The organism is Mesorhizobium sp. LSJC280B00 (genome assembly GCF_000502835.1).
In the GTDB taxonomy this organism is placed as follows: Bacteria; Pseudomonadota; Alphaproteobacteria; order Rhizobiales; family Rhizobiaceae; genus Mesorhizobium.
The window spans coordinates 106,503-121,166 of sequence record NZ_AYVL01000004.1; the positions used below are offsets into that span (position 1 = coordinate 106,503).

Genomic DNA, 14,664 nt, shown 5'->3' on the forward strand with positions numbered 1-14,664 from the left:
ATCGCTACAGATCGCAATTGGTCGGCCGCGGACGTCCGCACGCTAATGCGCCTCTTCCCAGTTGTTGGCGGCGCGGGCGTCGACGTGCAGCGGCACCGACATCGACACCGCCGGCATGGCGGCGTTCTCCATGACGTGGCACACGACCGGGATCGTCGCCTCGACCTCGGCTTCGACGGTCTCGAAAACCAGCTCGTCATGCACCTGCAGCAGCATGCGGGCAGAAAGCCTGGCTTTTTCCAGCGCCTCGTCCATACGGATCATGGCGCGGCGGATGATGTCGGCGGCGGTGCCCTGCAGGCGTGCGTTGATCGAGGCGCGCTCGTTGAACGCCCGGACCGAAGGATTTGACGATCTGATTTCCGGATAGTGGATGCGGCGGCCGAAAATGGTCTCGACGAAGCCGTGCTCGCGGGCATAGGCCTTGGTCGCATCGATATAGTCGCGGATGCCGGGGAAGCGCTCGAAATATTTCTTGATGTAGTCGCCGGCTTCCTCGCGCGCGATCGACAGCTGGTTGGCGAGGCCAAAGGCCGAAATGCCGTAGATGATGCCGAAATTGATCGCCTTGGCACGGCGGCGCACTTCCGAAGGCATGCCCTCGACCGGCACGTTGAACATTTCAGACGCGGTGATGGCGTGGATGTCGGCGCCATCGGCGAAGGCCTGCTTGAGCTGCGGGATTTCGGCGACGTGGGCCAGCACGCGCAATTCGATCTGGCTGTAGTCGGCGGAAACCAGCTTGTTGCCCTTGTCCGCGATGAAGGCCGTCCTGATCTTTCGACCCTCGACGGTGCGCACCGGAATGTTCTGCAGATTGGGATCCGAGGACGACAGCCGCCCGGTCGTCGTCGCGGCAAGCGCGTAGGAGGTGTGGACGCGCTTGGTGTCGGGATGGATGAAGCCGGGCAGCGCATCGGTATAGGTCGATTTCAGCTTGGTCAGCTGGCGCCAGTCGACGATCTTACGCGGCAATTCGTGGCCTTCGGCGGCGAGGTCTTCGAGAAGCTGCGCCGAGGTCGACCACTGGCCGGTCTTGGTTTTTGAACCGCCGGGCAGACCCATCCTGCCGAACAGGATGTCGCCGAGCTGTTTTGGCGAGCCGATGTTGATGCGTTCGCCGACCAACTGGTAGATCTCGTCCTCGAGCCGTGCGGCACCCTGTGCCAGTTCTCCGGAGAGCCGCGACAGGATCTGCCGGTCGACGGAGATGCCGCGCTGCTCCATCCGTGCCAGGACCGGCACCAACGGCCGTTCCAGCCGTTCATAGACCGAGACCAGGCCCTTGGCGGCAAGCCGTGGCTTCAGCACCTGCCAGAGCCTGAGCGCGACGTCGGCGTGCTCGGCCCCGTAAGCCGTCGCCTTGCCGAGGTCGGCCTGATCGAGGCCGACGAAGCTTCTTCCCGAACCGGCCAGTTCCTTCAGCGGAATGGTCGCGTGGCCGAGCCATTTATCCGCCAGCGCCTCCAGGCCATGGCCACCATGAGTGCCGGCCTCAAGCACGTAGGAGATCAGCATGGTGTCGTCATAGGGGCCGATCTCGATGTCGTGACGGCTCATGACGACAAGGCGGTATTTCATGTCGTGCACGATCTTGAGGACGGATTTGTCCTCGAGCAGCGGCTTGAGCAACGCCAGCGCGTCGCGGACCGGGATCTGGTTTTCGACCGCGCCGCCGCCGAGCAGGTCGCCATTGCCGTTTTTATGGGCGAGCGGCACATAGGCGGCATGGCCGGGCGCGACGGCCATGGCAAGGCCGATCAGTTCGGCCCGCATCGGATCGGGCGAGGAGGCTTTAACGTCGAAGGCGACGATGCCTCTCTCCATCGCCTCGGCGATCCAGACCTTCAGCGTCGCGGCGTCGCGGATGCAGGCGTAGGCGCTGGTGTCGATCTTGCGGGCGGTGGCAGCCTCCAGGCGAAGCGCCGAAAGCAGGGATGGGGTGTCGCCTTGCTTGGCTGCGGCCGGGGCTTCGAGTGCCGCTTCGTCCGACGGCGGTGCGCTCTCGGCGGCCGCGGGCAGGCCAAAACCCATATCCGGGCCATGCGCGGTATCGGCACGCTCTATGGTGACGGGGGTGGCTGGAACGTCGCCCGCGTCGGTTCCCGTCGCTTCGGCCACGCGGCGGGTCAGCGTCGAGAATTCCATGGTCTTGAGAAAGCCGATCAGCCTTGGGCCGTCCGGCGCGTGCAACACGAACTCGTCGAGCCCCCCGGTCAGCGGCACGTCGTTCTTCAGCGTCACCAGGTCACGCGAGATGCGCGCCTTGTCGGCATTGGCGATGATCGATTCGCGCCGCTTGTCCTGCTTGATCTCGCCGGCGCGGGCGAGCAGCGTGTCGAGGTCGCCGAACTGTTCGAGCAATTGCGCTGCCGTCTTCGGCCCGATGCCGGGCACGCCCGGCACATTGTCGACCGAATCGCCGGTCAGCGCCTGCAGGTCGATCATTTTCTGTGGCGGCACGCCCCATTTCTCGATCACCTCGGGAATGCCGATCTGGCGGTCCTTCATCGGGTCGTACATGGCAACCGTTGGGCCGACCAGTTGCATCAGATCCTTGTCGGAAGAGATGATGGTGGTGTCGGCGCCGGCTTCGCAGGCAAGCCGGCAATAGGTGGCGATCAAATCGTCGGCCTCGTAGCCTTCCGTCTCAAGGCATGGCAGGTTGAAGGCCCTGGTCGCCTGGCGGATCAGGCCGAATTGCGGGATCAAATCTTCCGGCGGCGCCGAGCGGTTGGCCTTGTATTCGGGGTAGAGGTCGTTGCGGAAGGTCTTCGACGAATAATCGAAAATCACGGCGAAATGCGTCGGCACGATGCCGACATCGGTGTTGCGGGCGTCCTGCGTCAGCTTCCAGACCATGTTGCAGAAGCCGAGCACGGCACTGGTCGGCAGCCCGTCGGACTTGCGGGACAGCGGCGGAAGCGCGTGATAGGCACGGAAGATGTAACCGGAGCCGTCGACAAGGAAGAGATGATCGCCTTTTTTCATGGCACGAGGGATAGCGCGGCGCAGCGCCGCGGTCCATGCCAAAGGCGGCTTCCGCCAAGGGTTCCGGCAACACCCTGACAAATGGCGTGCGAGCTTGGCCGGCCCTGCCGGCCTGGCCGGAGCTTTGTTCGCTCACGCCTATGTTACAAAAGTGTAATTTTTGTGCCCTTGAATCGCCACGTTCGCAGACACAGATAAACGCCATCGGCAGTTTTCGCCGAAGTCCGGAGCAAGGCCCGTCCCCCGCCTATCCCGGACACTTGCGGCAGCCTATCCCCCCCTCTCCGGGCTGCCGCATCGTTTCGAGTAAGGCCGCCGTGGTTCCCCCTCCACCACGGCGGCATTTTTTTGCCTTTCGACAAGGTCCTGCCTTGTGGCCTAACGGTCGCGGGCTTTCCGTTTCGCCGTATGGGCTCTAGATTCGCCGCCAGAATCGAAAGGCCCCGCCAGATGTCCGCAGTTTCCCCTGTTCTCGACCGCCTCGACAAGAACTTCGACCAGAGCCTGGAACGCCTGTTCGGCCTGCTCGGCATCAAGTCGATCTCCACCGATCCGGACTACGCCGCCGACTGCCGCAAGGCCGCCGAATGGCTGGTCGCCGAGCTCAAGCTGATCGGCTTCGACGCCAGCGTGCGCGACACGCCGGGGCATCCGATGGTGGTCGCGCATCACGACGGGCCGGCGGGCGCGCCGCATCTGCTGTTTTACGGCCATTACGACGTCCAGCCGGTCGATCCGATCGAGCTGTGGGAAAGCGACCCGTTCGCGCCGGCGGTCAAGGAGATCGAGCCCGGCCACAAGGTGATCACCGGCCGCGGAGCGGCCGACGACAAGGGCCAGCTGATGACCTTCGTCGAGGCCTGCCGCGCGTGGAAGCAGGTGCATGGCGGATTGCCGTGCCGAATCACAATCCTGTTCGAGGGCGAGGAGGAGTCCGGATCGCCGTCGCTGAAACCGTTTCTCGAGGCGAACGCGGATGAGCTCAAGGCCGATTTCGCGCTGGTCTGCGACACCGGCATGTGGGACCGCGATACGCCGTCGATCTGCGTCTCGCTGCGCGGGCTGGTCGGCGAGGAGATCACGGTGACTGCCGCCGACCGCGACCTGCATTCCGGGCTCTATGGCGGTGCGGCCGCCAATCCGATCCGCATCCTGGCAAAGATCCTGGCCGACATCCACGATGCGGATGGTCACGTCACCATTCCAGGTTTTTATGACGGCGTCGAGGAAACGCCGTCGCAGATATTGCAGTCGTGGCTGTCGCTCGGCGAGACGGCCGATACCTTCCTCGGCCCGATTGGCCTGTCGATTCCGTCCGGCGAAAAGGGCCGCTCGGTGCTCGAGCTGACCTGGGCGCGACCGACGGCCGAGTTCAACGGCATTATCGGCGGCTATACCGGCAAGGGCTTCAAGACGGTGATCGCCGCGCAAGCCTCGGCAAAAGTCTCCTTCCGCTTGGTCCACAAACAGGATCCGGCAAAAATCCGCGCCGCCTTCCAGGCATTCGCCAGGGAGCGCGTTCCGGCCGACTGCTCGGTCGAATTTCATCCGCATGGCGGCTCGCCGGCGATCCAGCTTTCCTACGACTCGCCCTTCCTCGCCAAGGCCAAGCAGGCGCTGTCCGACGAATGGCCGAAGCCGGCGGTGGTGACCGGCAGCGGCGGCTCGATCCCGGTGGTCGGCGATTTCCAGACCTATCTCGGCATGGAATCGCTGCTGGTCGGTTTCGGTCTCGACGACGACCGCATCCACTCGCCGAACGAGAAGTACGAGATGAGTTCCTTCCACAAGGGCCAGCGCTCCTGGGCGCGCATTCTAGAGGCGCTGACACGCTGAAATTGCGCCAGACTCAAGTTTTTGTTGATTTTTCGCCGGATCGCGGCAAGGACGGGCACGGTCCGTCGCGCATCGCTGCACGGGGCCGCGACCGGAGAAGACGATGAGCGACATACGTTTCCACAAAAACGATCTGCCCGGCCTGCTGCATTACGATGTCGGGGCGGTCGCCATCGACACCGAGACGCTGGGGCTGAACCCGCATCGCGACCGGCTCTGCGTCGTGCAGATCTCGCCGGGCGATGGCTCGGCCGACGTCATCCAGATCGCGCCCGGCCAGAAGAAGGCGCCGAACCTCGTCAGCCTGCTGAAGAACCGCAGCATCACCAAGCTGTTCCATTACGGCCGCTTCGATCTCGCCGTGCTCTACAACGCTTTCGGCGTCATGCCGGAGCCGGTGTTCTGCACCAAGATCGCGTCGCGGCTGACGCGCACCTACACCGACCGGCACGGGCTGAAGGACATCTGCTTCGAGCTCCTCGGCGTCGGCCTGTCGAAGGCGCAGCAATCATCGGACTGGGCCGCCGAGACGCTGTCGCCCGAGCAACTCGAATATGCCGCCTCCGACGTGCTCTATTTGCACCGGCTGCGCGACGTACTGAGCGCGCGTCTGGCGCGCGACAACCGGACCAGGGAGGCCGATGCCTGCTTCCGCTTCCTGCCGACGCGTGCGAAACTCGACCTGATGGGCTGGGATGAGGAGGATATCTTCGCCCACAGCTAATGGCCTTCATGATAATTCTACTCCGGCGGCCATCTGGCGCAGTTTTCTCCGCTTCCGGTGCTCACGGACCCAAATGTCCGCTGCGCTCCGGTTCTCGAAAACCACGCCATATGTCTCGCCGGAGCGAATTCTCCTAAAGGCCATCGGCCAGGAACCGGACGCTTGTCCCTGCGTTCCGTTCGCTTCACCGGGAGAAATGAAAATGGCTGCCCGAAAATCAATCGAAACGGCACCGAGGGACGGCTCCAAGGTCACCGTCTACTGGCAGGACAGCGACGGCGTGATGAACGAGAGCATCGCGCAATACCGTTCGCTCGACCGGCTGAAGGCGGCCGGCGGCGACTGGGACGAAAGCGACGCCGGCTGGTGGGCCTATACCGACGGCCATACGCAAAGGAAGATCGAGCCGATCAGCTGGCGCCCGGCCTCCGACGATGCGGATGCCGACGACTGAGGGTTGTCGCAACCGCCGAACTGAAGTGATTATTCTGAGGCAAAGCATATTTTGTTCTTGCTTTGTGCCGGCAGCTATGCTACTAATTTCGCTATGGTGCTCATTGGCTCCAACGACCCGCCCGCCGAGGCGGGTTTTTCATTTCCGGCTTTGGCGCTGTCGCGGGCCGCAGCCATTCGGCAAGCGACTGCATACAGTTTGCTTCGATTTTTCCCGACTTAACCCGCCTTTAAACCGCCGCATCTAGTCTTCAACCCCAACGCCATAGGCATGGGGAAGACAGCACAGCGCATGGCGAACCGGAAAGACAGCCGCATCGAGCCCAGCTTCGAGGCATCGCCGGGGGCGAGATCCTCGGCCGGTTTTTCGGTAAGCGAGGAGGACCGCGTCGTGCCGAGCAACCGAAAAGCCGCTGCAAAGCGCAAATCTTCCAAGGCCAAGCCGCCGCGCGGCGGGCGCGGCAAAAGCCGGCGCGGCGTGTTCGGCGTGCTTGCCCGGCTGTTCTACTGGTGCTTCGTGCTGGCCATCTGGGGCGGCATCGCCACTGCCGGCATCGTCGTCTATTACGGCGCGAAAATGCCGGCGGCCACCACCTGGGCCATTCCCGACCGCGCCCCCAACATCAAGATCGTCTCGGTCGACGGCCAGCTGCTTGGCAATCGCGGCATGAGCGGCGGCGAGGCCGTCGGCCTGCACGAAATGTCGCCCTATATTCCCGAGGCCGTCATCGCCATCGAAGACCGCCGTTTCTATTCGCATTTCGGCATCGATCCGATCGGCCTTTCCCGGGCCATGGTGACTAATGTGCTCGGCGGGCATTTTTCGCAGGGCGGCTCGACGCTGACCCAGCAGCTGGCCAAGAACCTGTTCCTGACGCCGGACCGCACGCTGGAACGCAAGGTGCAGGAAGTGCTGCTGGCGCTGTGGCTGGAGCACAAGCATACGAAGGACCAGATCCTCGAAATGTACCTCAACCGGGTTTATTTCGGCTCTGGCGCCTATGGTGTCGAAGCGGCCTCGCGCCGCTATTTCGGCAAGAGCGCGCGCGACGTCACGCTGTCGGAGGCCGCACTCCTCGCCGGCCTGCTCAAGGCGCCGTCGCGGCTGTCGCCGGCGCGCGACCCGAAGGCGGCCGAGCAGCGCTCGCAGCTGGTGCTCGCCGCGATGCGCGACGAGGGCAAGATCAGCGCCAAGGAGCAGACAACGGCGATGAGCGCGCCGGCGACACGCGCGCCGTCCTACTGGACCGGCTCGGAAAACTACGTCGCCGATACGATCATGGAAGAACTGCCCGACCTGATCGGCGACGTGCGCCGCGATATCGTCGTCGACACGACCGTCGATCTGACGCTGCAGAAGCTCGCCGAGCAATCGATCCGCCGGCTGATCGACCAGAGCGGCAAAAAACTCAATGTCAGTCAGGGCGCGCTGGTGTCGATCGACAATTCCGGCGCGGTGCGCGCGATGGTCGGCGGTTACGACTATTCGACCAGCCAGTTCGACCGCGCCTCGGAAGCGCGCCGGCAGCCGGGCTCGGCGTTCAAGCCGTTCGTCTATATGGCGGCGCTGGAATCCGGCCGCACGCCCGACAGCGTGCGCAACGACGCGCCAATCAAGATCGGCAACTGGACGCCCGACAATTACGGCGGCAAATATTTCGGCAAGGTGACGCTGGCGACGGCGCTGGCAAAATCGCTGAACTCGGTTGCCGCGCAGCTGACCATGGAAGTCGGGCCGAACGCGGTGGTCGAGGCGGCGCACCGCATGGGCATTCAGTCCGAGCTGACGGCCAACACCTCGATCGCGCTGGGCACCTCGGAAGTGACGCCGCTGGAACTGACCTCGGCCTATGTTCCCTTCGCCAATGGCGGTTATAAGCCCGACATTCATTTCATCCGCCGGGTCACGACGAGCGACGGCAAGGTGCTCTACGAAAACAATGGCGGCGGTGCGCCGCGCGTCGTCAAGCCCGATGTCGTCGGTATGATGAACTCGATGATGACCGGCACGGTCGAGATCGGCACGGCCAGGAAGGCGGCGTTCGCCTGGCCGGCGGCCGGCAAGACCGGCACCAGCCAGAACTCGCGCGACGCCTGGTTCATCGGCTATACCGCCAATCTGACCACCGGCGTCTGGTTCGGCAACGATGACGGCAGCGCGATGAAGAAGGTCACCGGCGGCGCACTGCCGGCGCAGGCCTGGCACGAGTTCATGGTCGCCGCGCATGAGGGCGTGCCGGTGCGGCCGCTGCCCGGAACCTGGAAGTCGACGCCGCCCGACACCATCGTCCCGGACGACATACCGTCCGACACGGCGCCGCCGGCGCCGGTCGCTTCCGTTGGCCAATCGGCGCCGCCTGCGGCAGCTACCCAGTCGGCTTCGCGTCCCGTGCGTCCTGCCGAGACGGTCGATGCCGGCGGCCTGGCCATGCCGGGCGTCGACGGCACCACCGGATCGATCAAGCACCCGGTGCCGCCCGGCAATGTCGGCGGCCCGGTCAAGAAGCGGCAGACGTCGATCCTGGACATCCTGACAGGCGGCTGAACAACAGGCCCCCTCGCCACCGCTGCCGCGTTCCGCTACATCTCCCGTTTGGAGACCGCGAATGGCAGAGACCGACACCAGAAAGACCATTGTGCTGACCGGCGCCAGCCGTGGCATCGGCCACGCTACGGTCAAGCGCTTTTCACGCGAAGGCTGGCGCGTCATCACTTGCTCGCGCCAGGCCTTTGCCGAGGACTGCCCGTGGCCGGCCGGACCGGAAGACCACATCAAGGTCGATCTCGCCGACCAGGAGGATGTCGGCATCGCCATCTCGGAAATCCGCCACCGGCTCGAGGCGCATGGCGGCCAGCTGCATGCGCTGGTCAACAATGCCGGCATCTCGCCCAAGCTCAAGGACGGCAACAGCCGCATGAACTCGATCGACACGCCGATGCATGTCTGGCGCGACGTCTTCCAGGTCAATTTCTTCGCCCCGATCATGCTGGCGCGGGGCCTGTTCAAGGAGCTGGCGTCGGCCAAGGGCTCGATCGTCAACGTCACCTCGATCGCCGGCACCCGCGTGCATCCTTTCGCCGGTACCGCCTATGCGACGTCGAAGGCGGCACTCGGCTCGCTGACCCGCGAGATGGCGCATGATTTCGGCCCCCACGGCATTCGCGTCAATGCGATTGCGCCGGGCGAGATCGACACCGCGATCCTGTCGCCGGGCACCGAAAAAATCGTCGAGACCATTCCGCTGAGAAGGCTGGGCACCACGGCGGAAGTCGCCGACATCATCTTCTTCCTGTGCTCGCAGCAGGCGTCCTACGTGACCGGCTCGGAAATACACATCAATGGTGGCCAGCACGTGTAGAAGGCTTTCCAGGCGAGCGAGCCGGCAGGATTTGTCAGCATCGCGGGCGGCGTGTTCAAGTCTGGCGGCGGTTGACGCCGCCGATGCCCGATCAGGTCGCCTGCAGCAGGTTCTCGATATCGGGTATGCTGTGGTTGGTCAGCGTCTTTGGAATTTCGGCCGTTATCTTGTCGGTGACCTCCTTGTGCAGTTTCCTGCGCATGTCGCCCAGCACCGGCGGCGGCGCGATCAGCACGATCTCCTTGAAGCTGCCGCGATGCGCGAGCTTGTAGAGCCTGTCGGCAATCTCTTCGGCAAAACGCTCCTTGCCGAGACGGTGCCAGTCGGTGTCCTCGACCGCACTGCGGTGGACGGAAGGGCCGTCGCTGTAGCGGCCGGGGCGGTCGGTGCCCTGTTCTCGGGTTGCCGGATTTTCCTGCTCCATCTCGTGCACGACCTGAAGGTCGGGATATTGGACGTCTCCACGGTTCTCGAGAAACAGCGCCTTTTCGCCATCTGCCACCACGATCCACAGTCCGCGTTTCAGTCTGACGTTGCTCATGGGGCGCTCCTTTTTTGATTTTTCGAGCCCATCGCCGGGCCTTTGCCGCAGGGGTGTGACCGGGCCTGGGTCCATAGAGCAAACGCGTGCCGAGGCGGGAATGTTCCGGCACTCGGACCCGGTATTCCGACAAGGGCCGGCGAGAGCGCCGGGCTGCCTTTGATGGCTCGGTCGGCATCCGGCGGCTTAATCTACTAAATTGATAGAATTTAGAAAAATCTGTTTTGTGGTTAGCTCCTCCGGCCGCTAGAAAGGCAGCGGATCAAGGGCTGCAACAGCAGCTTCAATCTGCTCCGCATTTGAATGTGGAATATTTTTCTCTTGGCCTTCATGCTTGCAGAAAAGAGATTGCCTGCTACGAAGCGATGCGCGAGTGGGTGCCTTCTGGTTTTTCGCGCCCCCGCGTAGAACTGACAAACGGTTCCAGGATTCCGCTCGTCATGCCGCAAGCCACGCCCAAGCTCAATGCCTTTCCCGTCTTCATGCGGGTCGAGGGCGAAGCCATAGCCATCGTCGGCGGCGCAGAGGAAGCGCTGGCCAAGGCGCGGCTGCTCGCGCAGTCGAGCGCTGCGCTGCGCATCGTCAGCGATGAAACAAGCCCGGAGCTGCTGGCCTTTATCGCCGAGACGGGGGCCGCCCACATCGCCGAGGCCTATGATGCAGCACATCTCAATGGTGCGGTGATGGTGTTTGCCGCCAGCGGCGACGAGGCGCTCGATCGCCGCGTTGCCGGGGATGCGCGCCGGCTGGGCATTCCGGTCAATGCCGTCGACCGGCCGGAGCTATGCGATTTCTTCACGCCGGCACTGGTCAACCGCGCGCCGGTCGCCATTGCCATCGGCACGGAAGGTGCCGGCCCGGTGCTGGCGCAGATGCTGCGCAGCCGCATCGACCGCATGCTGGCGCCCTCGCTCGGTCCGCTCGCAGCCCTTGCCGCGTCGTTTCGCGACGCCGCCGAAAAACTGTTGCCGAAAGGCAATGCCCGCCGCCGCTTCTGGAGCGATTTCTTTGGCGGCGCGCCGGCCCGCGCTGTCGAGGCCGGCGAGCTTTCGCAGGCGCATGATGCGGCCGTCGGCCTGCTGCTTTCGAAAGAGCCGGCATCGGGCCATATCGCGCTTGTAGGCGCCGGTCCAGGCGCCGAGGACCTTTTGACGCTGCGCGCCCATCGCCTGCTGATGGAAGCCGACGTGATCGTCCATGACGCGCTGGTGCCGGAGGCGATCGTCGCCATGGGCCGCCGCGATGCCGAGCGCCTGCCGGTCGGCAAGCGCAAGGGCTGCCATTCCAAGAGCCAGGCCGAGATCAATGCGCTGCTGGTCGAGCTTGGCCACGCCGGCAAGCGTGTCGTGCGGCTGAAGTCCGGCGACCCGCTGGTGTTCGGCCGGGCCGGCGAGGAGATGGCGGCACTTCGCGATGCCGGCGTCGCCTACGAAGTGGTTCCGGGCGTCACCGCGGCCTTCGCCGCCGCCGCCGATTTCGAACTGCCGCTGACGCTGCGCGGCGTGTCGTCGTCGATGGTGTTCACCACCGGCCACGACCTCAAGGGAAATTCGCTGCCAGACTGGGCAAAGCTCGCCATTTCCGGCGCGACGGTCGCCGTCTATATGGGGCGCTCGGTCGCCGCCGAGGTCGCCGGCCGGCTGATCGAAGCCGGCCTGTCGCCGGATACGGCCGTCGCCGTGGTCGAGAATGCCAGCCTTGCCAACCGCCGCCGTTTCCACGGCACGCTCGCCGACCTGCCATCGCTGGAGGCGCGTGCCGACCTCAGCGGCCCGGTGATGACCATCATCGGCGACGCGGTCGCCGGCGCCAATTTCGAACGGTCCGAGCCACTGGCGGCACACAGGCAGGAAAGCGTGGCCCGTGCTGCCGCGCAAGGAGTGAACCAATGAAAGTCCTGACCGCGAACCGCCTCGCCGACGGCATAGCCGTCTGGTACGCCAATGGCGGCTGGGCCGAGACCATCGACCATGCCGACATCGCCCATGACAAGGCGGCCGAGGACCGGCTGGAGGCGATCGGCGCCAAGGCCTCCGCCGCCAACGAAGTGGTCGACGTCAACCTGATAGACGTGACCGTGGCCAACGGCACGGTCGAAGCGGTCCGGCTGCGTGAAAAGATCCGTGCCGCCGGCCCGACCACCCGCAACGACCTGGGCAAGCAGGCCCGTCCGCAAGCCGCACGCGCGGCATAGATGACCCAAGCATGATCCCGATCATGCTCGAACGAAGAAAATAACGGGCGGACGCGCCCGGAAAGACCTGAATATGTACCGTTACGATGAGTTCGACCACGATTTCGTCAAGGCCCGCGTCGCCGAGTTCAGCGACCAGGTCGCGCGGCGCCTTGCCGGCGAGATCACCGAGGACCAGTTCCGGCCGCTGCGGCTGATGAACGGCGTCTATCTGCAGCTGCATGCCTATATGCTGCGCATCGCGGTGCCGTACGGCACGCTGAACAGCAAGCAGCTGCGCATGCTCGGCCACATCGCCCGCAAATACGACAAAGGTTACGGCCATTTCACGACGCGCCAGAACATCCAGTTCAACTGGCCGGCGCTGTCGGACATCCCGGCGATCCTGGCCGATCTGGCAAGCGTCGAGATGCACGCCATCCAGACCAGCGGCAATTGCATCCGCAACGTCACCGCCGACCACTTCGCCGGCGCCGCCGCTGACGAGGTTGCCGATCCGCGCCCCTATGCCGAAATCCTGCGGCAATGGTCCTCGGTGCATCCGGAGTTCTCGTTCCTGCCGCGAAAATTCAAGATCGCGGTGACCGGCGCCGAGCGCGACCGCGCCGCCATCCAGACGCACGACATCGGCCTGCATCTGAAGAAGAACGCCGCCGGCGAGCTCGGTTTCGCCGTCTATGTCGGCGGCGGCCAGGGCCGCACGCCGATGGTGGCCAAGAAGATCCGCGATTTCCTGCCCGAAGCGGATCTGTTGTCCTACTGCACGGCGATCCTGCGCGTTTACAACCTCTACGGCCGTCGCGACAACAAGTTCAAGGCGCGCATCAAGATCCTGGTCCATGAGACCGGCGTCGAGGAGATCACCCGCCAGGTCGAGGCCGAATGGCAGGAGTTGAAGGACGCCGAGCTGAGGCTGCCGGAAGAAGACATCCGCGCCATCGACGCCTATTTCGCGCCGCCGGCGCTTGTCGACCGGCCGGAAGGCGATGAGGCGGTCAAGCTTGCCCGCCTCGACTCGAAGAGCTTTTCCGAATGGCTGGACCAGAATGTGGTCACCCATCGCCATCCCGACTACGCGGCGGTGACCATCTCGCTCAAGGGCATCGGCGAGACGCCGGGCGATGCCTCCGACAGCCAGATGGAAGCGGTCGCCGACATTGCCGAAAAATATTCCTTCGACGAGCTGCGCGTCAGCCACGAGCAGAACCTGATCCTGCCGCATGTCGCGCGGGCCGACCTCAAGGCGGTCTATGACGCGCTTGTCGATATCGGGCTGGCGACGGCCAATTCCAACCTGATCAGCGACATCATCTCCTGCCCCGGCCTCGATTATTGCGCGCTGGCAACGGCGCGCTCGATTCCCGTGGCGCAGGAAATCTCGCGGCGCTTCGCCTCACTGGAGCGCCAGCGCGAGATCGGCGAATTGAAGCTGAAGATTTCCGGCTGCATCAATGCCTGCGGCCATCACCATGTCGGCCATATCGGCATCCTCGGGGTCGAGAAGAAAGGCGCCGAGCTCTACCAGGTGACGCTCGGCGGCTCGGCCGACGAGAACACCTCGGTCGGCGAGATCATCGGCCGCGGCTTCAGTTCGGAAGAGATCACCGATGCCATCGAGCAGATCGTCGAGACCTATCTCGGGCTTCGGCTGGACAGAAACGAAAGATTCATCGACGCCTACCGCCGAGTCGGTCCCGCGCCGTTCAAGGAGGCGCTCTATGCTGGCGAAGCCAAGGCCGCTTGACCGGATCGTCGACGTCGAGGCCGGCATCGCCGCCCAAGCGGCGGGTCTCGACGCGCTCTACGGCCATCTAAAGCCGCTGGAGATCATCGAGCGGTCGGCCCGGGAGTTCTTTCACGGCGAAATCGCCGCCGTCTCGTCCTTCGGCGCGGATTCGGCGGTGCTGCTGCACATGATCGCCGAGATCGACCGCACGCTGCCGGTGATCTTTCTCGACACCGGCAAGCATTTCGAGGAAACGCTCGGCTATCGTGACGCGCTGGCCGCCGATTTCGGGCTGAGCGATATCCGGGTGATCAGGCCCGACGATGCGGCGCTGGCAAGGATCGACCCGACCGGCAATCTGAACGAGACCGACACCGACGCCTGCTGCGACGTCCGCAAGGTCGAGCCGCTGGCGCGCGGCGTCGAGCCGTTCCGCGCCTGGTTCACCGGCCGCAAGCGCTTCCAGGCGGCGACCCGGGCAGCGCTCCCGGTGTTCGAGGCTGTCGGCTCGCGCATCCGCATCAATCCGCTGGCGAACTGGACGACATCGGACCAGGCCGGCTACATGCGCGCGCATGCGCTGCGTGAAAACCCGCTGGTCGCCTATGGTTATCTGTCGATCGGCTGCTTCCCATGCACGCAGCCGGTGCAGCCGGGCGACGACGCGCGCAGCGGCCGCTGGGCCGGGCACGCCAAGACCGAATGCGGCATCCATTTGTCGGGGCTGGAAAGGTCGCTGACCGACGCCTCGCTTTAGGATATGTTGATATTCCGGTGATGCCGGCCTGACCTGAATCTCAACACACCCTGAGGTGTTTTGCACTTTAGAACCTTGTGGAC

At 64.5% G+C, this 14,664-nt stretch carries 11 protein-coding genes; 9 read left to right on the plus strand and 2 right to left on the minus strand.

From position 1 onward, the window contains the following. Positions 1-42: 42 nt before the first annotated feature. Positions 43-2,991, minus strand: a complete 2,949-nt coding sequence (gene polA / locus X773_RS46780; RefSeq protein ID WP_023675235.1) for a DNA polymerase I — start codon at positions 2,989-2,991, stop codon at positions 43-45. Between the two features lie 450 nt (positions 2,992-3,441). Here polA and X773_RS46785 point away from each other — a divergent pair, with 450 nt between their 5' ends. From X773_RS46785 to X773_RS46805, 5 genes are all read left to right on the plus strand, one after another. After that, positions 3,442-4,827 (plus strand): M20/M25/M40 family metallo-hydrolase, encoded by a 1,386-nt coding sequence (locus X773_RS46785; RefSeq protein ID WP_023675236.1) that lies wholly within the window; start codon positions 3,442-3,444, stop codon positions 4,825-4,827. Positions 4,828-4,930: 103 nt separating this feature from the next. Then, positions 4,931-5,551, plus strand: coding sequence for a ribonuclease D (locus X773_RS46790; protein ID WP_023675237.1), 621 nt, complete (start codon positions 4,931-4,933; stop codon positions 5,549-5,551). 202 nt (positions 5,552-5,753) lie between these two features. Next, positions 5,754-6,005 carry a hypothetical protein gene (locus X773_RS46795; RefSeq protein WP_023675238.1) on the plus strand — a complete coding sequence of 84 codons (252 nt, stop codon included), beginning with the start codon at positions 5,754-5,756 and terminating at the stop codon, positions 6,003-6,005. A gap of 291 nt (positions 6,006-6,296) precedes the next feature. After that, a complete protein-coding gene (locus tag X773_RS46800) occupies positions 6,297-8,549 on the plus strand; it encodes a transglycosylase domain-containing protein (protein WP_023675239.1) in 2,253 nt (750 codons plus the stop codon). 61 nt (positions 8,550-8,610) lie between these two features. Then, positions 8,611-9,363, plus strand: coding sequence for an SDR family oxidoreductase (locus X773_RS46805; protein ID WP_023675240.1), 753 nt, complete (start codon positions 8,611-8,613; stop codon positions 9,361-9,363). A 91-nt stretch (positions 9,364-9,454) separates the two neighbouring features. Here X773_RS46805 and X773_RS46810 read toward each other — a convergent pair whose 3' ends face one another. Next, positions 9,455-9,904 (minus strand): host attachment family protein, encoded by a 450-nt coding sequence (locus X773_RS46810; protein ID WP_023675241.1) that lies wholly within the window; start codon positions 9,902-9,904, stop codon positions 9,455-9,457. Between the two features lie 440 nt (positions 9,905-10,344). Between X773_RS46810 and cysG the strand changes: the two genes are divergently transcribed. The 4 genes from cysG (at position 10,345) to X773_RS46830 (ending at position 14,581) form a co-directional block, all read left to right on the plus strand. Continuing rightward, the gene (cysG, locus tag X773_RS46815; protein WP_023675242.1) at positions 10,345-11,796 is read left to right on the plus strand and encodes a siroheme synthase CysG; all 1,452 of its coding nucleotides are present in this window, start codon (positions 10,345-10,347) and stop codon (positions 11,794-11,796) included. Beyond that, positions 11,793-12,098: a DUF2849 domain-containing protein gene (locus X773_RS46820; RefSeq protein WP_023675243.1), complete on the plus strand. Its 306-nt coding sequence runs from the start codon at positions 11,793-11,795 to the stop codon at positions 12,096-12,098. Before cysG ends, X773_RS46820 begins: the two co-directional genes overlap by 4 nt. Before the next feature lie 73 nt (positions 12,099-12,171). Beyond that, on the plus strand, positions 12,172-13,842 hold the full coding sequence (locus tag X773_RS46825; RefSeq protein ID WP_023675244.1) for a nitrite/sulfite reductase: 1,671 nt from the start codon (positions 12,172-12,174) through the stop codon (positions 13,840-13,842). Further along, complete coding sequence (locus X773_RS46830; RefSeq protein ID WP_023675245.1) at positions 13,817-14,581, plus strand: phosphoadenylyl-sulfate reductase; 765 nt, start codon at positions 13,817-13,819, stop codon at positions 14,579-14,581. The genes X773_RS46825 and X773_RS46830 overlap by 26 nt, the downstream gene beginning before the upstream one ends. The last annotated feature ends 83 nt before the right edge of the window (positions 14,582-14,664 follow it).